The sequence below is a fragment of the Nitrosomonas sp. genome (assembly GCF_022842015.1).
GTDB lineage: Bacteria > Pseudomonadota > Gammaproteobacteria > Burkholderiales > Nitrosomonadaceae > Nitrosomonas.
On record NZ_JALHQJ010000011.1, the window covers coordinates 30,146 to 51,616 of the forward strand.

The window sequence follows — 21,471 nt, forward strand, 5'->3', positions numbered from 1 at the left end:
TATGAGCTTACAAGATAAACCTACTAAACCGATCGCGCCCTTGTCCGTGGATAAACTCTGGTCAGCCAAAGAGTCATGGCGCCTATTTGGAATTATGGCAGAATTTGTGGAAGGAACAGAACGACTTGACACAATTCAACCTGCCGTCAGTATCTTTGGCAGTGCGCGCACCCATCCCAACAGTCCACACTATAAATTAGCCGAGCAAATTGCTAAACAACTTTCTGATGCCGGCTTTGCTGTAATTTCCGGGGGTGGCCCAGGTATCATGGAAGCCGCAAATAAAGGAGCTTATTACGGAAAATCACCCAGTATCGGCTTAAACATCCAATTGCCACACGAACAACATCGCAACGCTTTTCAGGATATCAGCCAGACTTTCCGGCATTTTTTTGCCCGTAAATATATGTTTGTTAAATTTGCCACCGCCTACGTTGTGCTCCCCGGCGGCTTCGGAACACTCGATGAACTAATGGAAGCGTTAACTTTGGTGCAAACGGAGAAAACCCGGAAAATGCCTATTATCCTTGTTTATTCAGAATTCTGGCTCGGCTTACTCGATTGGTTCCGGCACGCGCTGATTGCAGAGGGTTTTATTTCAACTGACGATATGAATTTAATTCAAGTTATTGATGAACCTGAACAAGTTGTCAATGCAATTTTCCAGTATTATGAAACCAGCGGATTTGAGCCATCCGCTGCTGAACGAGAAATTCAACTCAATTTATAACCCTCATCAGCGATTTTAGGTAGAATACAAAAACCTGACCCGCCGGGAATCACCCATGTACCTGTACCGACTTATTTTGATTGTATCACTCTGCTCAATACTGCCTGTCATGGCGGAATCCGGGCATCCTCAGCAATCGCAGAAACCTAATAAGCACCCCGACAACCTTATACCCTTACCTGAGGTTCCTGAACTGCCCCCTGACATCGATTCTCCACCACTGCTCCCTGAAATTCCAGTGGATCCAGAACTGGAAACCGAAGTTACCATTATTAAACGCGGCGAAGATACGATTGAAGAGCACCGTGTCAACGGTGAACTTCTGATGATCAAAGTAATTCCGCGTATTGGCCCACCTTACTATCTGAAGAAAAATCCTATCAGAAGTCATCACGACCATTCAGGTGAAGGCGGCATTGATGTTAATCCGCCCATGTGGCAAATATTAAGATTCTGATGATAATTAGCGCATAATCATCTATAACTATATGAATAATATATATCTCTACATTATCGCTTTTATTTTCTGCTAATTCATGTCTGTTTTCACACCTGTTACCGATAACCAGCTCACGATTTGGTTACAAGATTATGCACTTGGAAAACTCATCCACTTACAAGGCATCTCATCAGGTATCGAGAATACCAATTACTGGGTCACCACCACGCAAGGCAAGTTTGTTTTAACCCTGTTTGAAAAACTTACCAGTGATGAACTACCGTATTATCTGAATCTGATGGCACATTTGTCGCAACATAAAATACCATGCCCGGCACCAATCCCGCGACTGGATCGAAAGTTACTAGGTGAACTGAACGGCAAGCCAGCAACAATTGTCACATGTTTACCCGGGCAGTCAGTGACTCATCCAACCACCGTGCAGTGCACGGAAGTCGGCAATGTTCTAGCCAGAATGCATTTGGCAGGAGGTTCCTACCACGGAAAAATGAATAATCCGCGCGGACTAACATGGTGGCAAGCCAGAGCACCCGAAATCGCGCCTTTTTTATCTGATGCAGAAAACCATTTACTCAAGGCTGAACTGGATTTCCAATTAACGCAACAAAAGATCCCATTACCCAATGGAATGATCCATGCCGATTTATTTCGCGATAATATTTTGTTTACCGATCAGGCAATAGGCGGCATCATCGATTTTTATTTTGCCTGCAATGATGCTTTTTTATACGACCTGGCCATTACTGTAAATGACTGGTGCATGACTGAAAAAAAAGCGCTGGATGAAACTTGCACACTTTCTCTGCTGAAAGCCTATCATGATATTCGTCCACTCACCGCGACCGAACACGATGCCTGGCCTGTCATGCTGCGCGCAGGTGCATTGCGTTTCTGGGTTTCCCGATTGTACGACTATCATTTGCCGCGTCCAGGAGAATTAACGCATGCCAAAGACCCGGCGCATTTCCGGGAGATATTGGAAAATCATGCCTCAGATCCAATAAAACTGCGGCAGCTCTGGCTGTAAATTATCATTTAATCTATTCATCGAATTCAACTGGAGAAACATCAATGGAAATTCATCAAGTTAACGCAAAACAGGGATTGCAATGGATCTTAAGTGGCTTCTACCTGTTTCGCAAAGCGCCGCTGGCCTGGGTATTTGTGTGCTTTACCTTGATGTTGATCGCTATCAGCATGTCGTTGGTGCCATTACTGGGGAAATTCATTTTTACCTTGATCTCACCCATCTTTCTGGCCGGCATCATGATGGGCTGCAAAGACATGGAACAACAGGGCAGACCACTGGATATATCGCATTTATTTATGGCTTTCAAAACCAATCCGGTACCACTAATCACTATCGGCGGTATCTATCTAATCGGGCAAATTTTGATTATCGGCTTGGTCATCCTGGTTGGGGGCTCTCAAATGACGGATATGCTGCTATATGGAAAACGAGTCGATGAAAGCGAACTGATGGGCGTCATGAGCAATATGCTAACAGCATCACTGCTTACGCTGGTGCTTTCCATTCCGCTCATGATGGCGTCCTGGTTTTCTCCGCTATTGGTGATCTTTCATAATATCCCGCCCATTGTTGCCATGCAAAAAAGCTTCTTTGCTTGCCTAAGAAACTTTATTCCTTTCCAATTATATGGCATCACACTCATCCTTCTAACCATCCTCAGCATAATGCCTTACGGTGTGGGACTTGTGATTTTGATCCCTACCATTTTCACTTCCATTTATGTTAGTTATAAAGACATTTTTCTGGGTGAACCACTTCGATTCAAAAATAACGAATCCGGACACGATTATCAACAAGCCAACTGGACTGATATCACTGAAGAACCAAAAAAAGACGAAGCCGAAACAAAACAACAATCCCCCACATCGGAAAACAAAATTATAGCTTCCGATTCCGGTGAACTTGTTCCGTGCGCACACTGCAACTTGCTTGTGTCACGAAAAGAGGCCATCGAAGAGAAAGAGCAATTCTTTTGTAGTGAAGAACACCGTAAGCTGTACCAATCTGTGGATAAATCTTCATCATGAATCAGTAGTTCACAGGGAGTGTGCGTGTTTTAGACTTGTTCCATAACCCTTCAGTCCACTCGTGTGGCCACAAGTAACAGTTAGATTGATGATTTTCTTGTTCCCGTCTTTAGTGATATAGTCCGCTTTGACAAAGAGTTTGTAACGCAATGTTTTGAGCATATGCTGAACGTTAGGTTTATCAGAGACCAAATCACTTCCCAACACATCTGACGAAAGAGGCTCATCAAGTTAAAAGCCAGCATAACGGTTAGCAAGGCTGCTTCAGTGGCCCAGAAGTTCTGGAGATTAATTCTGCCCGCCAAAGTTATATTTCATGCATTCGTTTCATTAATCCCATACCGCCCCACACTGTGATTTTTTTATTAGCAAATCGAAGTTTAAACTCTACAAAAATATCCCAGAAGAAAATTCACCACAAATCAAGCAACCACAGATTAACTAAAAATCTTTATTTATAACAACCTATTCTAATGACTCCCATTAGAAATTTCTCCTAACGGGGAATCTGGGTTTATCCAGCTTACAAGCATCTAGGCAGCAATGAAATTGCTTGATTCAGCTTCGCCGTATCGGTTACCGGGATATCGATACAGGCAAGCAGTACTTCTTTCTGACCAACAATTTCAAACTTGCTGCCAGAACCATTGCCAATATCTGCAATGCGCGCTGGCAAGTAGAGTTGCTCTTCAAATAGATCAAGCAGAACCTGAAAATCAAATCTTCCATTGGAACCAGCAAGGATGCAGTCATAACCCAAATTGGGGTTGCCTTGCGCGTCTATTTGCTCATTACATTTAGTTCTGATAATTATTCGCTGCCAAAAAGAATTACTGCAATGTCCTCACTGACACCAACAAATTCAACAGTTTTATTTGTAGTTATCGATGAAAGATTAAGTTTTTTTCCGAGTGCATCGCATTCCTTGGGAACACTCATTCTACATTCCCAGAAACTGTCAAAGCCAGCAGCCAGAACAATCGGTCGCGTAAACGGCCCGTCATTAAATAGTTTCGCTTCTTTATATTTTTCATCTACCTTGCCGAAGATAGCCAATGCATTGTAATTAGAAGGATGCTGGGGCAGCACAGTCACAATTTTTTGTAAAATAAATTCTGTTTCAGTCTTATGCGCATTTAAATACGAATGCGCATTGATCGAAAAATTACTCCCCATCCATAGCAGCAAAAATACACTCAGCCAATAGGTTCTATGGCGTAACTGACTTGATACGAGCAGCAAAATAATTATCGCCGATGATAGGGCCACCAAGCTTCGAGTAGCAATAGCCGCTGCCAGCGGTATAGAAAAAACAAAAAAAGAAATGCTCACAGCTAAAAGAATGATGACTTTAGGAAGGCCAGAGCGCCAGAATTGGAAACGAAAAGCAAGGAACAGCATCAATCCAAGAAGATAAACGGGATTGTTGTTAGTGCCATTCATGAAAAGCAGAAGAACTTCAGCTTTGAGGCTCTGAATAACAAAGAACACATTTCGGATGAGGCCCTGAAAATCCTGAACAGGCATAGCTTGTCTCCATTCCGCTGGAGTAATTCCGACCTGGCCTGTAATAATGAATATTGCAACAAATGCTAGAACAAAGCCTACAATTGAGCCCAAAATCCAATAAAAGAAATGGCTGAATAAATATGCTCCAATTTTCCCGACGTCTTGGCTCTCTGAATCGAACCTCCCCAAAAAAAGCAAAGGAAGTATAAAGTAATAATTCTGCATCATGCCAAATAACAAAAAACCACCCAGCAAATAGATTACCCGATGGGAAACTCCCTTTTCAGCCAGCCAAGTCAAAATTAGCAATGTAATGACTGTAGGGAAATGGGTTGCTGGCCAAAGGCTTTGGTGTACAAAAGAAGGGGCCATCAGCAAAACGGATGCGATTATTACCGCGTATCGAGAGTCTTGAGAGAAATTGCTCGCTATACGAAATAGTACCACCCACGAACAAAAAAGGAACAGCAGGGAGTATGTCACTAGTGGCATCTGCCGTAACCAATGGTGCAGCATGAAATTTATCCACCTGCCTTCTTCCATTAGCTTAAATTTGAAACTGGGATAATAATGAACTTCATCAAGTCCAAATACTTTAAGGCCTGGCAGCAAGTAATAAGCGCTAAATAATAGAATTAGCGACAATATCGCCGCAAGATTACGAATGGTAAGTGGATTAATAAATAACAGCATGCGATCTAGACATTGCAAAGTGGCTGATCGTGCTTGATCAAATAAAATGTTTTTCATCATCGGGAGTCTTATTTACGTACAAACCAGTGGATACAGCTTTCTGTTAGCTCCAAACTAAGTATTTATTTATCAGATAAAAAATCAAAGTATAGGTAGCCATTGCAAATATCTGAGCAATCTCGGGAATAACTTTGAATACACTCATCATATAAAATAGCATCGCCTGATTCAGCGCAAAAGCAAAAACGAAACCAATCGCGAATCGGATACCAGCTCCAAGAGATAGCTGCGCATTCTTGAAGACAAATAAGCAATTTAGCGTGAAAGCAACGCACAGTCCAACACCGTACCCAATAGCATTGGATAGTTCTGGGCCAAGGCCAATCCAACGCAGCGCCAACAGAAAGACGCCATAACCAACCAGTGTATTAATGACTCCTGCAGTCGCGTAACGCAGAATCTCATCAGAAGCAGGTTTCATCGAGGTCAACGATGTTGAATCACTGGGCAACGACTTTTCTTAAGAGTATCTTTTTCAAAGCCTTGATATTCTGAAATAATATAAAGTGGACGTTGCTTTATTTCGGTATATATCCGGCCAACGTATTCACCCAAAATACCTACAGTAATGAGTTGTACACCACCGATAAAAAGAATCGCAATCATCAATGCAGCCCAGCCCTCTACCCAGGAATGGGTAAAAACACGAACGGTAAAAGCATATAGGATACCTAAAAATGCAAGGCCCGCTGAGAATAACCCCAGTCCAATTGATATTTGCAAAGGCTTCGTTGAGAATGACAAAATTCCATCAGAAGCAAAACGAAGCATTTTCCTTAACGAGTATTTAGTTTCCCCAGCAAATCGCTTGGCGCGTTTGTAAGGTAGCGCAGTCTGTTTAAAACCAACCCAGCTTACCATGCCACGCAAAAACCTACCCTGTTCCGGCATGGCTCGGAGTGTGTCGACAACAGCTCGACTCATCAATCTAAAATCACCTGTATCAAGAGGTATTGGCGTATCGGAGAGCCAATTCAGCAGACGATAAAAACCATGCGCGGTCACCAACTTAAAGATGGATTCATCGGGGCGTTCGATACGTGTACCATAGACTACATCATAGCCTTCATGCCACTTGGAAATCATTTCGTGAATCACTTCGGGGGGGTCTTGAAGGTCGGCATCGATCAGTACAACTGCGTCACCACTGGCTACATCAATACCGGCAGTCACTGCGATTTGATGGCCAAAATTACGCGCAAAACCAATAAACTTAATACGAGAATCATTTGCAGTATAGCTTTTAAGAAGCTCGCGTGTGTGATCGCGACTGCCATCATCGACAAAAATTAATTCGACATCGAGATTAACGAGTTCAGCGCAAAAAGCTTTTAATTGCTTTACTGTCTCATCGATAACTTCTTCCTCATTGTAGCAAGGGATGACTATAGACAATAATGATGTTTTAACCATTTTGATTTTTATTGAGAAGTTTATAAAAAACAATTAATTCCAATATGTTACAAGATATTTAGTCTCCCTATAAAACCAAAAAACCACCTGATTAATTACATTACTCAAAGATATCTATAGAATATGAAGAATGTACAACAGATACAAAGAAAAAGACAATGACAATGACAATGAATAAAATTCCGCTCCAAGTCGGCCTGTACCTGCATGAATTTTTTGCGTTAATATGGCACAGAGGAACAATGTAGACCAGTGTTGTTTGCTTCTAGGCGGTCGCCAAGGATGGAAATATTCGCGTTGCGATGTAACCGGTACCCATAACGGTCGTAGGCTATGGGAATGCCTGAGCTGTGACTATCAATCTTCCCCAATTGCGGGCACTATAATACTTGATGACACAAAGCAAGAATGCGGCAAGTGCTCTGGAACTTAAGCGGCAGTGGTTCTGTCGCAAATCTTCTGAGTTGCATATAAATCGATTACGATAATCAATCAAAATTTTCTCACCTAAAAAGCTAACGCCACTTAATTCAGTCAGTCATAGTCCAGATTGGTTGGACGACATGCTTATCGCACGAATGTTTCGGTTTTGCTTACCACATCTTTGTGTTACCGAAAATTTGCAACCACTATTGCAACTCAAATACAACACCATTTGAAGTGCTCCTGATGCTTTTGGGATGTGATTGTGCTTGACGTAATTATAATTATTATGTTTGAATACCGCACATATTTCATAAGAGGATTAGCTATGTCAAATCGTGGCGGAAAAAGGGAAAACGCAGGCAGACCACGCGGTCAGGGTAAATATGGCGAATCGACGATTGCGATACGTGTGCCGGAAAGTCAGGGAGCTATCATCAAAGAATTTCTGGGTGCGTATCAGCAAAAAAGAGCCGGCTCGGATCATGAAGCAGCAAACGTGGATGAGTTTTTCACTCCGGCTATCAGCGATCTGCCAACCAGGCTGCCACTTTTCTCTACCAAAGTCGCTGCAGGTTTCCCAAGCCCGGCGGATGATTACGTCGAGAAGCGCCTTGATATCAGTGAATTTTTAATTGATCATGCTGCATCAACCTTCTTCGTTACGATCAAGGGGGATTCGATGATTGATGTGGGTTTGTTACCAGGTGACAAAGTTGTGGTGGATAGATCAAAGACGCCAGGTGTCGGTGATATTGTACTTGCAGTAGTGGATCGTGAATTCACCATCAAAATCTTTGATTACGGAGCGAACAAAATGCCAAGGCTTATGCCAGCCAATTCGTCAGGTGCTTACAGACCCATTTACATCCGTCCAGATATGCAGTTTGAGATTTTTGGTGTCGTAACAGGATCATTTCGCCGTTTCAAGTGATTAAATTACTGCAGTTAGAAATCTAAAGCCATCGTATTCCATGTCTGACCGTTCTATCGCGCTGATTGATGTGAATAATTTCTATGTCAGTTGCGAGCGGGTGTTCAATCCCAAACTGGAAGACAAGCCTGTTGTGGTGCTCTCCAACAATGACGGCTGTGCAGTCGCCAGAAGTAACGAAGCCAAAGCACTGGGTGTTAAAATGGGGCAACCTTGGTTCCAACTGAAAGATTTGGCAAAAAAACATGGAATCATTGCTTACTCATCCAACTATGCTTTGTATGCAGACATGAGTAACCGTGCCATGAGTATATTAGCAACGTTCAGCCCGGATCATGAGGTGTATTCCATCGATGAATGCTTTCTTGATCTCACCGGATTTAAGGCACAACACTTCATTTGCTACGGTCAGCATATTCGTCAACAAATTAAGCAATGGACGGGATTGCCGGTTTGTGTCGGCATTGGATCCACCAAGACATTGGCAAAATTGGCTAACCATATCGCCAAAAAGCACTCTGAATTTAATGGCGTGTTTAATCTGAACGCCATATCACCCTGGCAACAAGACGACTGGTTCAGCAAAATTGCGGTCGGTGAAGTCTGGGGAATCGGTCGACGGCTTGCACCCAAACTGCATGAAATAGGAATTTACACCGTCCTTGATCTCAAGCAAGCTTCACCTTCACGAATGCGTTCCAATTTCTCGATTGTCATGGAAAAGATTATCCGTGAAATCAATGGTACGTTCTGTATCGAGCTAGAAGAAATCAATCCGTCCAGAAAACAGATCATCAGTTCACGCTCCTTCGGAATTCCTGTCTCCTGTTTGGCCAGTTTGAAAGAATCGGTTTCTCTTTATATCAGCCGTGCAGCAGAAAAATTACGGCGGCAACAATCATATGCCGGGTCAGTCTACATCACTATCCGCACCAGTCCGTTCAATGAGAAAGAGGCATATTATGCGAATAGCCTGACGATACCGCTTTCGACGCAAACTGACGATACCGTGCTGCTAACCAAAGTTGCTCTGTGGGGGCTGCGAAAAATTTATCGCCGTGGCTATAAATATCAGAAAGTGGGTGTGATGTTATCTGATCTGGCATCTGCGCATAACCGCCAATTCGACCTCTTTAACCTGGTATCAGTAGATACGAAATCGGACAACTTGATGCATGTCATAGATCAAATCAATGCCCGCATGGGAAGAAGCGCAGTCAAATTAGGATCCGAGGGATTCAGGCAACCGTGGAAGATGAAACAAGGAAATCGGAGCCCAAGCTACACCACAAACTGGAATGACTTGATTAGTGCTCAATAGCATGTCAATTCAATTAAAACAGTTAAATCTGGCATCCAGTACTAGGGATACCGCAAAGATTCCTTAAAGTGTAGAATATTTCGGTACTCGACTAAGTAACGACTCAATAAAATTAGAAGGCAATAATCATGACAGAACCAAGGCAGGTACCCAACGTAACTTTTAAAACCCGCGTACGTGATGAATCGGTAGGTGGTGATAATCCATTTCGCTGGCAAGATGTTACAACGGATGATATTTTCAAGAATAAACGAATTGTATTATTTGCGTTGCCCGGCGCGTTCACGCCGACGTGTACAACCGCTCATCTGCCGGGTTATGAGAAACACTATGATGATTTCAAAGCATTGGGTATTGATGAGGTGGTTTGCTTGTCCGTGAATGACGCATTTGTTATGTATCAATGGCGCAAACATCTTCGAACCGAGAAAATATTTATGCTTCCCGATGGTAATGCGGAGTTCACTCGAAAGATGGGGATGCTTGTAGACAAATCGAACTTAGGTTTTGGTATGCGTTCATGGCGGTATTCTATGATTGTTCAAAACAAGGAGATAGAAAAAATGTTCGTTGAATCCGGTTACACAGACAATTGTCCCACTGATCCTTTTGAAATTTCTGGCGCCGATTCTATGTTGGAATACCTGAAGTCTAAATGACTGAACGATTATGATTTGGAACATTTGACTTGAAGATCCAAATTCTCTCTTATGAGATAGATGAACCCAACAAAACGTTTGACGATAGGAAAAGCTACGATACGTTAAGTCTCCGGAATTTAAATCCACCTTTCTCGATACGCCTGTGCTGCATCCAAACGTAGCCTCCACTACATTTGCTGCTGCAGTAGCCGAACTGGAGTATACATACTTCCAGGTTGCTAAAAGTGATATCGATCTTGGATTCATTGTGGAAGGACTATGTGATGGCCGAGATAAACTGAATTTTGCTGACATTCGGGGTAGACAAATTTTTCCTACAATTTATGACAAGACCATTTTTCTTGGTACGCGTCTCGCCTTTAATGACATACAAGATTCATCCATTCTTGCGGGCTTTGTCACTGATGTTGTGGATGGACCAGCAACCTTGCGTGTTGAAGCTGAACGCAGACTCGGCGAGCGCATGAAAATCGAGCTTATTGGCCAAGCATGCTTTGAATATACTCCTAAAAATCCCGTGTCTTTTTTCGTGCAGAACAGTTTTGTTACCTTAAGGATTTCTAAATTCTTTTAACCCAAACAGGCCTAGCAAAGCCCTACAAGTTTATCCCCAAACCCAATATCCAAAGCCTTGCCTTGACAACAAAGTCCATGTAGTCTGCTGAAGTTATTAATCGCATTAAAACAGACAGCTGCAACTAAAGGAAATTATGAATATTTTGCATCAATGGCGTTTTTTCCGCTCCGGCGGCTTCGATCAAGTTCACTTAAACTCAAGCGCTGACTTAGTATCACTCGGCGAGCTCGACCCTAAGCTTTGGGCAGCACTGAGTTGCCCTACCGACAATCTGGAATTTGATGCTAAAACACTCGAATTCATTGATACCGACAATGATGGTCATATACGCGTCCCAGAGATCGTTGCAGCCGTGAATTGGACCACCTCACTGCTAAAGAATCCGGAAGATATGATCCGTGGATCAAATTCCCTGCCTTTGACCGCTATCAATGATGACACGGCAGAAGGTGCACTGTTACTGGCATCGGCAAAGGAAATATTGCTCAATATCGGCAAAGGCGAAGAACCCGCAATCACCGTTGAAGATACGGCAAATTTGAACATGATTTTTGCCAGCACAAAATACAACGGGGATGGCATTATTCCTTCAAATACCGCGTTAGAATCCAGCACTCAAACTGTCATTGAGGAAATTATTTGTTGTGTCGGATCGGATGAAGATCGATCGGGTTTGCCAGGTATCTCTGAAGAAAAAGTCAAACAATTCTATATTGAAGCAAACGCTTTCTCTGAATGGTGGCGAGAAGCGGAGAAAGACTCAATCAACATTCTACTACTGGGCGACGAAACGAACGCTGCCGAAGCAGCGTTCGATCGGGTTAAGGTTAAAATTGATGATTATTTTACACGCTGCAGATTGGCAGAATTTGATCAGCGTGCCAGTGATCCGTTGAATCCTGCGCTAACGGAATATGAAGCGCTGACCAGCAAAAATTTGTCGGCAGATTCTGAAGAAGTTGCTGCTTTTCCTTTGGCAAAAATTGAAGCGAAAAAACCGCTTCCGCTTGAAAATGGGATTAATCCTGCCTGGACTGGAGCTCTGACTGAGTTTAAAAAGAAGGTTGTCGTTCCACTGTTAGGAAATAAAGACAACCTAAGCAATGGAGATTGGCAGGAATTATGCAACAAATTCTCTGCTTATCAAGCTTGGTTGAGAGCCAAGCGTGGGGCTGCCGTGGAATCTCTAGGGATCAAGCGTGTTCGCGCCATTCTGACGGGCGGGTATCATGAAAAAATCATGCAACTGATTCAAAACGACAAGTCACACTCCGGCACCGCAGATGCCATCAATGCGGTGGAAAAGTTAATTCGCTTTCATTGTCATCTTTTTCAGCTATTGGATAATTTTGTATCTTTTCATGATTTCTACACGGCCCAGAACAAGGCAATTTTTCAAGCCGGATCACTTTATTTGGATGGCCGTAGTTGTGATTTTTGTTTGCATGTCACAGATATCAACAAACACAGCAGCATGGCAAATTTAAGCGGCACCTATCTTGCTTATTGCGAGTGCCGGCGAGAAGGCGATGATAGTAAAAAAATAAATATTGCTGCGGCTTTCACGAATGGCGATGCAGACAATTTAATGGTGGGCCGGAATGGCATTTTTTATGACCGAAAAGGTCAAGACTGGGATGCGACGATCGTGAAAATTATCGAACACCCCATCAGTGTCCGCCAAGCGTTCTGGTATCCATACAAGCGAATCGGCAAAATGATCGGTGAACAAGTCGAAAAACTAGTCAGCGCCCGCGAAAAAGCGGTGCAAGATCAAGCCGCTTCCGGCATAACAAATACCGCACATGCAGCGGATGCAGGCAAAGCACCTCCCGCGCCATTTGATGTGGGAAAGTTTGCTGGTATTTTTGCGGCTATTGGGCTGGCCATTGGAGCCATCGGAACTGCGATTGCATCCGTCGTTACAGGATTCATCAGCTTGTCCTGGTGGCAAATGCCACTCACAATCATTGTACTAATTCTCTTCATCTCAGGCCCATCGGTTATCCTTGCATTTCTCAAGCTGCGCAAACGTAATCTGGCACCACTACTGGATGGCAATGGTTGGGCAGTAAATACACGCGCCATTATTAATATCCCATTCGGCGCTTCATTAACGAAAACAGCCGCGTTACCGCCCGGCGCTCAGCGGTCACTGATCGATCCTTATGCTGAAAAGGAACGCCCATGGAAACTATATTTGTTCCTCTTATTACTGCTGGGTAGCATCCTATATTTTTGGAATAGTGATTACTTCAACAAAAGCATTGGGGAAGAAACACAAAAACAACTCTCGGGTGAGAAAAATGAAATATCCTCTGGAGACGAAGCCAAATTCGATAACGCCAATTTGGAAAATAAAATTCCGAATACATCTCAATCCGTAAGCAATTTAAATCCTGACGCCAAAGCTGCTACAGATAAACAATCCGAGGCATCGTCGGCAACAATTGTTCCAGCGCCCAAGCCAACCAGTCATTGAGAAATTAATTTACGCTGCTTCTAAACCATCTGCCAAAATTGGAGCAATTCAACATAGAAGACTGAACAAATATTATATTTTATTAATTCTAATCAATAGCCTTTAAGAATTTCTTCATGTAACATGAGATACGAAATCGTCATGTTACAAGCGCGTACGAAGGCACTTTTATCAATGCTTTTCATAGAAGGAGCTGTTATGAATAAGTCGCAAAAAAAAGAAATATGCAATTTATTGATCCTATGCACTCTAATATTCGGCAGCTCAAGCGCCTTAGCAGGGAAAATTCATTCTCCTTGCAGCTACCATCCGATCGACATTGATAAATACGGAAAGCAGCCTTTCCAGAACCCGCCCGAGCTGCATCCACAAAACGGCAGGCTAGAAACTGAACTGACAGTACAGTATACCGATCCCAAAACCACCAGCATTGCGGGTTGTGGCGTAAAACTGCGCACTTATAATGGTAAGCTGGTGGGTCCAACCTTGCGTGTCAGGCAGGGAGATGTCATCAATTTACTGTTGAAAAACCGATTACCGAAAGAATCGCCCAACGAAATTCAAGCGCAATTCGATCAGGAGAACCAAAACGCCTATCTGGATACCATTCCGGCTTCTTTCAATACCACTAATGTACACTTCCACGGCTTACACGTATCACCTACCGGCAACAGCGACAATGTGCTGCTAGCCATTGCGCCGCAAACCGATTTTCCTTACGAAGTCACATTACCGCAAGACCATCCGATCGGTTCTTATTGGTATCATGCTCATGCGCACGGCTCGACGTCAATTCAGGTCGGCAGCGGTATGGCAGGTGCCATTGTCATTGAAGACAATCCAATCACCACGCCAAAAGCGCTATTGGCCGCCAATGCCAACGAAAAAATCTTCGTGCTGCAAACCACCCTATATAATCAAAAGGGAGAACTGAACAACATCACCAGTCTGTTCCCCGGCCCATCCCAACCCAAAGATTGTAATACTGCCGCCAACAAGGATACTTGGCCATGTTCGCAACGACGTATCACCATCAATGGTCAGATTGTTCCAATCATCACCATGAAACGTGGCGAAGTACAACGCTGGCGTTTGATTGATACTGCTTTTCGCGAATCCATTGCATTTGCGGTCGAAAAACACGATTTACATGAAATTGCGCTGGATGGCAACTATCTCGGGCGTATCGACACTTGGAAAGCCGGAACACCAATCGACTTGCAGCCCGGCTACCGCAGCGATGTCTTAGTCAAGGCCAGCATGACTCCGGGAGAATACCGCATCATCGATCAATCGGTCTCCAGTCTTAAATCACTGCGGCAAGTCGACGAACCGGAAAATTTGCTGGCCATCCTAAGAATCACCAACGAGGTCGACGATATGGCTTTGCCAACCAGCGAGGAAATGGCCGCATTGGCACCTTTTGGCAATCTCGACTTAAGTAAAAAAGCTGTGGGTGTACAAGAAGTCGCTTTTAAGCTCGGTCAGGATATGCCTGGCAAAAAGAACTATTTTCAAGTCAATTACCGCGCGTTTAATCCCGACCATGTCCGTCAATTGGAATTAGGCACCGTCGATATGTGGTCTCTCACCACAGTCGGGGACCCTGCTGCAGTTCCGAACGGCATTCCGCCAACCCCGCATGTGTTTCACATCCATGTCAACCCGTTCCAATGGCAGCGCACAGGCCCGGACGGCAAACCGCAAATGGTCTGGAAAGATACGCTACTGGTACAAGGCCCGACAGTGACCAATATATATACGCAGTACCACACCTACATTGGTAAGTTTGTCATACATTGCCACATTCTCGATCACGAGGATCTGGGCATGATGGAAGTCCAAGAAGTAATCAATATACCGGTTGCACATAGCCATTAAGCGTCAGGAGAACTCGCGATGCCGATTCGAAAAGCCAGAATCACGCGGTACGACCGCATCCGAAAAATCCTGAATGAAGCTGCCGCAGGCAGCTCCGTCGATTATGGCGGTATTGGGCAGTTTTGGAATCATGGCGTTAAACAGCTCAAAGAAGCGGTCATTCATGGCATTCGCCTTGTTGCACCGAAAGCGGAGAAAATCAAAAGTTGTTGCGGGCATGAGGTTGATCAAAGCGCCCAGGCTCACGGCACCGCATCAATGCTGGTACGCGGTTTGAAAGGAGAAACACCGTTCGACGGTTCGCAATTTCCGCGTTTGCCGTGGGGCGGCAAAGCAGTATCTCCGGAAGATATTGAATTCATCAGCAGTTGGATCGACGATGGGTGTCCGGAGGATGACCACATACAGGCTATCACTGCCGAAATACAGCAATGCGAAACATTGCCAACCCGGCTATCGGTGCACGAAATCGCCGAGCTGGATCTGGCCGCAAAAGGCACGCGCGCACCCAGCCGCCCCGGTGAATTGCGCCAGCGCAGCAATCTCGATTGCCTAAGCGAGGACGAGATCAAACGACTGAGCAATGCTTTCCACTACCTGTATAGCCTCAACGATTGGCCGGAAGATATTCGCAGCTATAACAACCAGGCACTGATCCACCAGAATCACTGCCAGCATGGTTGGGAACGTTTTCTCGCCTGGCATCGAGCGTATATTTATGAGTTTGAGCAAGATCTGCGGGATTTCGATGCGGATATCATGCTGCCATACTGGGACTGGGTAATGCCGCAATACCGGCCGGAATGCGCGCAGAACGGCTGGATTATTCCTAAATCGTTCCAAGCCTTTTTGACCCTCGAGCAAGCGGAAAAACTGGTCACCGAATTAAAACCCAGACCTTCCGCTGCACAAAAACGCGCATTCCTGCAACTGGCTAATAAGAAACAGCATTTCACATCGCAAAGCGTGTTTTTCCGCTATGTCTACAACACCATTGGCTACCAGCACGTAACACCGCAACCGCAGGACGCCAACCGGCAACGCATGATCGACGCGCTACTGGCATCCAATCCGTTCTGGTATCCATTGCGCTTTCCAGCGGAATATGGTGGCAAAACCATCAACGAGGCGATTCATTACCATTATCCATCCGCCAATGACATCCAGCAGATATTGAGCCTGAACAATTTTCGTGATTTCGGCGGCGGCAGCATTTACGACGCCTCATTCGGGTTTCTCGATCAGAATCCGCATAACACCATGCACATTTGGACAGGGGGCATGAATCCCTATTACGGAAATGGCAAGTCGTACGAAGAAAACAGCATACCGGTGTCTCAGTCGCCACAGAACGATATCGCCAAACAACGCAGCACCATGGTGCAGGCGGGTGGGCGTCGTTTTCACTCACGCTCCGATATGTACAGTCAGCCGCAATATGGCGATATGTTCAGTAACCTGACCGCTTCCTATGATCCGATTTTCTGGTCGATTCATGTCAATGTGGATCGATTATGGTGGGAATGGCAACGGCTCAATCCCAGCGCCACGCCGGTGGAGTTGGACGCTATATTGTCGCCATGGAATTATACCGTGCGCGATACGCTGGACGCAGCGCGCTTTGGTTATGAGTATGTTCGCAGTTCTCATTTTATCCCGGTAGGACTGAACGCGCCGATTGGACGCATCATTTCCAAGCCGATTCCGGTTAATGACCTCACACAAGGATTCCACAAAGCAGAAATCCGCTTGCATTGGGTGCCGCAATTATCGCGTTCCTGCTTTATCCGCGCCTTTCTGAATCAACCGGGAGCGAATGCGAGAACACCATTGCAAAGCAATCCGCATTTTGCCGGCTATCTCTCAATCTTCGGGCACGGCGCATGCTACGGCGGCCCCGGCCATTGCGACACACCGCCACCCAGAACGCGCGATTATGATCACCGCACGCGCAATCACAATACGCCGCGCAATCACAGAATCGATGTCACCGAATGCGCCAGAAAACTGTTGGTCACTGGCGTTAGTGAATTACAAATCACCTTGATCGTGATTGGCGCCGACTATGAGGAAGATATCGATCTACTTAAACTGGAAGGCGTTTCATTGAATTTTCTCGATTGATTACAGGAGATTTTCGTGGCAACCTATAAAATCCACCCCGGCATTGGTATCGCCCGCCTGGGTAACAGTGACACTGAATTTTATCTCGCGCCCGAGATACCCGCTGGGCTACCTCACGCTTGCGACGCCAAAGGCAACCCCATTTTGTCCGACGATCTCAGCGGCCCGGTATTGGTAAAAAACTTCAAAGACAAAAATGGCCGGATCAAGCGTCAAGCAGCCCGATTCCAAGTGTTCGTATACGACGACGAGACACCAGATGGACGTCCGCTGAAGTTGGGCGATGCCGTCGAAGGCGGCGGCAACCACGGTAAACTGATCGATATCCAATGGCGCGTCTATTTAGCAAATAAAAAAGCATCCTGGTACGAATTCAATACCCGCTCCGGAGAACACGGCTACACGGACAATCATCCGCGCCGCAACGCGTCGATTGAGAATCGTGATCGCTTAATTATCGATCCTGGCCCGCGCACCATCAACAGCACCAATTTGCGCCATGCAAGCTTTGACCGCTCCGGTAACAACGTATATGCAGCCACTTTTCCACCGCAGGGTTTAAAACCCCGCGACATTGATACGCTCGGTGAGATTCTGACTGACGACACCGCCCGCTTGCTCGTACTGGGTGGATTCGGTCGTTCCGGCAGTGAAAAATCCGGGCCGGGTGAGCCGCATATTTCACACTACGCTAATAACGACGGCTGGTATGACGATGTCTCCGACGGGCCGGTAATGGCGCGATTGGCGATGTATTCCGATCAAGTAGGTGCGGTACGCTATATCGATGTGGAATACCCGGCGTGGGTAGTGGTAGGCTATCCACGCTTCGTGCCGCAGATCCATGACATGATTACCATGGACGAAGTACTATATGATTTATTTCTGCGCGAATTCGCATACGACACCAGCTTATACGGCCGTCTGGGAAGTTTCGACTGCCCGGAAACCGTGCCAATCCAGAATCAGACAGCATTGAGCCAATGGCAAGCAAGCCGACTGACCTGGAACAAAGACTTCAAACCCTGGTTTTATCGCGATATCTGGCCAATTTTGTTCAGACCGAATGAATTTCTGTACTTGAGCAACATTCTGGCGCAATCCAATTTCCCACATGATCAGGAACAGCGCGGCACTTTTGATCCGTTCAAGCTCGGGCAAACACCGGACCATGCGCAAAAGCGCACTGGTAAAAAATCAGCTGATATCTCCTCGACTACCCGCGATGCTAGTCAGGGTGAAGCATTTATCGCTACCCAGCAACCCCTTGAGGATCAGCACAACGATCCCTATCGGCCAATGCGGCAATTTTTGTTCGACTTACTGCGCCGCAATGGCGAAGATAACGAATTCAAATTGGAAGACAAAGTCGGCAGCCGAGTGCATAACCTCCCATTGATGCCATTGCTATGCGGCGATAATCCGCTGACCAACGAAGTCGTCACCAAATTCCTGCGGTTAACCGATTATCAATTGTTCATCCTTAAACAATGGGCTGAAGGTCAGTTCATCAACGAAATGGAACAGGGCTGGATCAACCCGGCGAAGTATCCGGTATTTTTTCCCTACCCAACAACTCAGCCCGGGAATGGGCGCAAACTGGATCGCAGCGTGCTGAGTAACGTATTGGGTGGCGCGTTCTGTCCCGGCGGCGAATTGAATTGGATCATGCGCAATCCTTCGATTTACTGGACACCGTACCGCATCAAGGCGGATCGTCACCTGGCGGATTTTCTGCAATCCGCTGCACAGGCAAATGCGAATCGGCAACCGACAAGCATGATTGAAGAATTGAGTTTCAGTATAAACAACACACTCAGCCACAATAATAATTTCGGAGCAGGCCTGCAACCCGGGGATCTGACTAAATATATGGCGCTGCCGTGGCAAGCGGACTTCAATGAATGCACCACGAATACCATCAACATCACGTACGCCGACTGGAACACCATCAATGCCGATAACGACAATGACCAACGGCTCAAGCTCGAAGAAAAAATGTGGGATACGTTGTGGTGGCCCGCGCACAGGCCATTGCAATCGAACGAATTAACTGGTTTCGAGAACGGTCAACCCGTCACCACATGGACTACCTGGAGCCGGGGTATCCAGCAAACCTACGCCGGTGATTTGAAAATGGTGGAAGACTGGTGGAAGCTCGGATTCATCATTCGCAATCCGTATCTGCCTGATATCGATAGCACACCATCAACAGGCCCTGATAGCCGCTATTACAGCATCGAGCGCTATGGCAGCGAACAACTGGCCGCACCGGATCTGCAACTCAGCACCATTATCAATCCCGCTAAGAATACTTGATCAAGGAGACCTTCATGAATGACAATCCGTTTACCGGCAACTGGACCTACCGTAGCTTATTGAACAACCCGGAGGTAAACCAAGCTTTCAACAACCTGGAATTTGGCCGGGGAACTATCACCATCAATGAAGATGCAATGCAATTACTGAGCGGCGTCATCGGCGGTCCGGAATGGTCGCTGACGTTAAAAGGTTCACGCGAATACGGCACGCCGATGCGAATCCGCTTTCAGGGAACGGGCATCGTCAATGGCGAACAATGGATTTACGACTACGAAGGTTATTTAATCAATCATTGGCCAAATGGCATCCAACAACGGCCTGCAATTGTCGGCTCAGTGATTCGCACCATCCCGCATTCCGGCAGCGAGCCGGGCACGGTGTCTCCCGCAGGTGTGGTCGCATCATTTTATGCCGTCAAAACCGACTAACGCAAATTTCGACGTCTTTATCATCGGCGCCGGTCCCGCAGGCGCAGCAGCGGCAATCTCGCTTCGCGAAATTATGCCTGATGCCCGTGTTTGTATCGCAGATATAGAGAAATCCACTCATTTCCGCGTCGGCGAATCGGTACCGCCACCCATAAAACCATTTCTCGATCATCTAGGAGTAACAACCGCTTTTGAGAATGCAGCGCATAACCCGACTTTCCGAACACTAAGTGCTTGGGGAAGCAGTGGATTAGAAAGTAATGAGTTTTTTCTGCACACTTACAATACCGGGTGGCGATTGGATCGCGCAAATTTTGACGCAATGCTCAAGACAGAAGCAATTCGCCGAGGAACCACCAACATATCCGCGCGGGCATTTTCACTTGCCGAAAGCCCTCATGGCTGGCTCATTGATTGCGGTAATGCAGGAAAATTTTCAACCCGCTATATCATCGATGCCAGTGGCCATGCGGCGATCGTATCTCGTTGGTTAAAATACGCGCCGCGCAAGCTGGATCGATTAATTGGATGCACGGTATTTTTTGAGCACCAGACGCAACAGCCGGAATTATTCGATACGGAAGCTGCCGTGATCGAAGCATGCCATCAGGGCTGGTGGTACACCGCCGCCATTCCAGGTCATCGAAAGATCGCTATTTTGATGACCGATGTTGACATTGCGCGCCAATCAGGCATTGCCAACATGTCGACTTGGCTGCATTATTTTTCGTTGACAAAGCATATCAAGCAGCGCATTAACACACGCTTTCCCTTGACGCAACCGATGATTCTCCCTGCATCATCGCGCTGCTTCACAGATACCTACCCTCCCGGAATTATAGCTGTAGGTGATGCTATCTCAAGCTTTGACCCCTTATCGTCGCAAGGCATCGTCAAAGCACTACGGTCGGCGTTATACGCTTCCTATGCCATCGCAGATTGCTATTTGAGAAACGACACAATGGGTTTTTCCAAATATTTCACGCTGATGCGCAATGAATTTGATAATTACTCTCTAACCTGGCAAAACTATTATCAACGTGAACAACGTTGGCCGGAAGCACCATTCTGGCAACGACGACACCGAATGAAGCGGACGTAAGCATCGTATTATGAGAAAAATACTACCTTCGTGAATCATAGGTCAAATCTTAGAATTGACATCATTACTATTCCGTTAGCTTTCACAATAAGACCATCTGAAAATTGTTGACCTGTTTATCACTGGGCAGATTGCTCCACATTAAAGTCATAGGCTCACAATTAATACAAATAGAGACCTTTGCAAAATCCAACGAATTATAAAATTCGTTACAATTTCTGATTGTTATGTGAATATCAGGGTATTTTTTAGTAATTTCTTTGCTGAAATCACGCGAACAATCACTTTCATT

18 protein-coding genes and 1 pseudogene are annotated in these 21,471 nt (G+C 45.6%); 15 read left to right on the forward strand and 4 right to left on the reverse strand.

Translation table 11 applies throughout. The features are described 5' to 3' along the window. The first annotated feature begins 1 nt into the window (after position 1). The 5 genes and pseudogenes from Q0C11_RS03380 to Q0C11_RS03400 all read left to right on the forward strand — a co-directional run. A complete protein-coding gene (locus Q0C11_RS03380) occupies positions 2-730 on the forward strand; it encodes a TIGR00730 family Rossman fold protein (RefSeq protein WP_293005743.1) in 729 nt (242 codons plus the stop codon). Between the two features lie 55 nt (positions 731-785). Next, positions 786-1,187: a DUF2782 domain-containing protein gene (locus Q0C11_RS03385; RefSeq protein WP_293005744.1), complete on the forward strand. Its 402-nt coding sequence runs from the start codon at positions 786-788 to the stop codon at positions 1,185-1,187. A gap of 79 nt (positions 1,188-1,266) precedes the next feature. Then, a complete protein-coding gene (locus tag Q0C11_RS03390) occupies positions 1,267-2,217 on the forward strand; it encodes a homoserine kinase (protein WP_293005746.1) in 951 nt (316 codons plus the stop codon). A 44-nt stretch (positions 2,218-2,261) separates the two neighbouring features. Further along, positions 2,262-3,248 (forward strand): BPSS1780 family membrane protein, encoded by a 987-nt coding sequence (locus Q0C11_RS03395; protein ID WP_293005748.1) that lies wholly within the window; start codon positions 2,262-2,264, stop codon positions 3,246-3,248. 559 nt (positions 3,249-3,807) lie between these two features. Then, positions 3,808-4,050: pseudogene (locus tag Q0C11_RS03400) on the forward strand (transposase); the annotation flags it as partial. A gap of 8 nt (positions 4,051-4,058) precedes the next feature. Here Q0C11_RS03400 and Q0C11_RS03405 read toward each other — a convergent pair. The 3 genes from Q0C11_RS03405 to Q0C11_RS03415 all read right to left on the reverse strand — a co-directional run bounded on the left by Q0C11_RS03405 (position 4,059) and on the right by Q0C11_RS03415 (position 6,923). Beyond that, positions 4,059-5,450 (reverse strand): hypothetical protein, encoded by a 1,392-nt coding sequence (locus Q0C11_RS03405; protein ID WP_293005773.1) that lies wholly within the window; start codon positions 5,448-5,450, stop codon positions 4,059-4,061. A gap of 103 nt (positions 5,451-5,553) precedes the next feature. Further along, a complete protein-coding gene (locus tag Q0C11_RS03410) occupies positions 5,554-5,931 on the reverse strand; it encodes a GtrA family protein (RefSeq protein ID WP_293005750.1) in 378 nt (125 codons plus the stop codon). A gap of 5 nt (positions 5,932-5,936) precedes the next feature. Continuing rightward, the gene (locus Q0C11_RS03415; protein WP_293005752.1) at positions 5,937-6,923 is read right to left on the reverse strand and encodes a glycosyltransferase family 2 protein; all 987 of its coding nucleotides are present in this window, start codon (positions 6,921-6,923) and stop codon (positions 5,937-5,939) included. 751 nt (positions 6,924-7,674) lie between these two features. Between Q0C11_RS03415 and Q0C11_RS03420 the strand changes: the two genes are divergently transcribed. The 10 genes from Q0C11_RS03420 to Q0C11_RS03465 all read left to right on the forward strand — a co-directional run bounded on the left by Q0C11_RS03420 (position 7,675) and on the right by Q0C11_RS03465 (position 21,179). Further along, complete coding sequence (locus Q0C11_RS03420) at positions 7,675-8,280, forward strand: LexA family transcriptional regulator (protein WP_293005753.1); 606 nt, start codon at positions 7,675-7,677, stop codon at positions 8,278-8,280. Between the two features lie 40 nt (positions 8,281-8,320). Next, positions 8,321-9,601, forward strand: coding sequence for a Y-family DNA polymerase (locus Q0C11_RS03425; protein WP_293005755.1), 1,281 nt, complete (start codon positions 8,321-8,323; stop codon positions 9,599-9,601). 128 nt (positions 9,602-9,729) lie between these two features. Beyond that, positions 9,730-10,260, forward strand: coding sequence for a peroxiredoxin (locus tag Q0C11_RS03430; RefSeq protein ID WP_293005757.1), 531 nt, complete (start codon positions 9,730-9,732; stop codon positions 10,258-10,260). 145 nt (positions 10,261-10,405) lie between these two features. After that, positions 10,406-10,837, forward strand: coding sequence for a hypothetical protein (locus Q0C11_RS03435; protein WP_293005759.1), 432 nt, complete (start codon positions 10,406-10,408; stop codon positions 10,835-10,837). 136 nt (positions 10,838-10,973) lie between these two features. Beyond that, on the forward strand, positions 10,974-13,322 hold the full coding sequence (locus Q0C11_RS03440) for a hypothetical protein (RefSeq protein WP_293005760.1): 2,349 nt from the start codon (positions 10,974-10,976) through the stop codon (positions 13,320-13,322). Between the two features lie 198 nt (positions 13,323-13,520). Continuing rightward, positions 13,521-15,203 carry a multicopper oxidase family protein gene (locus Q0C11_RS03445; RefSeq protein WP_293005762.1) on the forward strand — a complete coding sequence of 561 codons (1,683 nt, stop codon included), beginning with the start codon at positions 13,521-13,523 and terminating at the stop codon, positions 15,201-15,203. Between the two features lie 18 nt (positions 15,204-15,221). Then, the gene (locus tag Q0C11_RS03450; protein ID WP_293005764.1) at positions 15,222-17,327 is read left to right on the forward strand and encodes a tyrosinase family protein; all 2,106 of its coding nucleotides are present in this window, start codon (positions 15,222-15,224) and stop codon (positions 17,325-17,327) included. 15 nt (positions 17,328-17,342) lie between these two features. Beyond that, entirely contained in the window at positions 17,343-19,646 is a 2,304-nt protein-coding gene (locus Q0C11_RS03455) for a LodA/GoxA family CTQ-dependent oxidase (RefSeq protein ID WP_293005766.1), read from the forward strand. Positions 19,647-19,660: 14 nt separating this feature from the next. Then, positions 19,661-20,077: a hypothetical protein gene (locus tag Q0C11_RS03460; RefSeq protein ID WP_293005767.1), complete on the forward strand. Its 417-nt coding sequence runs from the start codon at positions 19,661-19,663 to the stop codon at positions 20,075-20,077. Beyond that, positions 20,058-21,179, forward strand: coding sequence for a tryptophan 7-halogenase (locus tag Q0C11_RS03465; RefSeq protein WP_293005769.1), 1,122 nt, complete (start codon positions 20,058-20,060; stop codon positions 21,177-21,179). Before Q0C11_RS03460 ends, Q0C11_RS03465 begins: the two co-directional genes overlap by 20 nt. A gap of 82 nt (positions 21,180-21,261) precedes the next feature. Here Q0C11_RS03465 and Q0C11_RS03470 read toward each other — a convergent pair. Further along, a partial coding sequence (locus Q0C11_RS03470; protein ID WP_293005771.1) for a hypothetical protein occupies positions 21,262-21,471 on the reverse strand: 210 nt, incomplete at its 5' end.

Coding starts and splice junctions, on each gene's coding strand:
- Q0C11_RS03380 (WP_293005743.1), top strand. CDS start 2: ATGAGCTTACAAGATAAACCTACTAAACCGATCGCGCCCTTGTCCGTG.
- Q0C11_RS03385 (WP_293005744.1), top strand. CDS start 786: ATGTACCTGTACCGACTTATTTTGATTGTATCACTCTGCTCAATACTG.
- Q0C11_RS03390 (WP_293005746.1), top strand. CDS start 1,267: ATGTCTGTTTTCACACCTGTTACCGATAACCAGCTCACGATTTGGTTA.
- Q0C11_RS03395 (WP_293005748.1), top strand. CDS start 2,262: ATGGAAATTCATCAAGTTAACGCAAAACAGGGATTGCAATGGATCTTA.
- Q0C11_RS03405 (WP_293005773.1), bottom strand. CDS start 5,450: ATGCTGTTATTTATTAATCCACTTACCATTCGTAATCTTGCGGCGATA.
- Q0C11_RS03410 (WP_293005750.1), bottom strand. CDS start 5,931: ATGAAACCTGCTTCTGATGAGATTCTGCGTTACGCGACTGCAGGAGTC.
- Q0C11_RS03415 (WP_293005752.1), bottom strand. CDS start 6,923: ATGGTTAAAACATCATTATTGTCTATAGTCATCCCTTGCTACAATGAG.
- Q0C11_RS03420 (WP_293005753.1), top strand. CDS start 7,675: ATGTCAAATCGTGGCGGAAAAAGGGAAAACGCAGGCAGACCACGCGGT.
- Q0C11_RS03425 (WP_293005755.1), top strand. CDS start 8,321: ATGTCTGACCGTTCTATCGCGCTGATTGATGTGAATAATTTCTATGTC.
- Q0C11_RS03430 (WP_293005757.1), top strand. CDS start 9,730: ATGACAGAACCAAGGCAGGTACCCAACGTAACTTTTAAAACCCGCGTA.
- Q0C11_RS03440 (WP_293005760.1), top strand. CDS start 10,974: ATGAATATTTTGCATCAATGGCGTTTTTTCCGCTCCGGCGGCTTCGAT.
- Q0C11_RS03445 (WP_293005762.1), top strand. CDS start 13,521: ATGAATAAGTCGCAAAAAAAAGAAATATGCAATTTATTGATCCTATGC.
- Q0C11_RS03450 (WP_293005764.1), top strand. CDS start 15,222: ATGCCGATTCGAAAAGCCAGAATCACGCGGTACGACCGCATCCGAAAA.
- Q0C11_RS03460 (WP_293005767.1), top strand. CDS start 19,661: ATGAATGACAATCCGTTTACCGGCAACTGGACCTACCGTAGCTTATTG.
- Q0C11_RS03465 (WP_293005769.1), top strand. CDS start 20,058: ATGCCGTCAAAACCGACTAACGCAAATTTCGACGTCTTTATCATCGGC.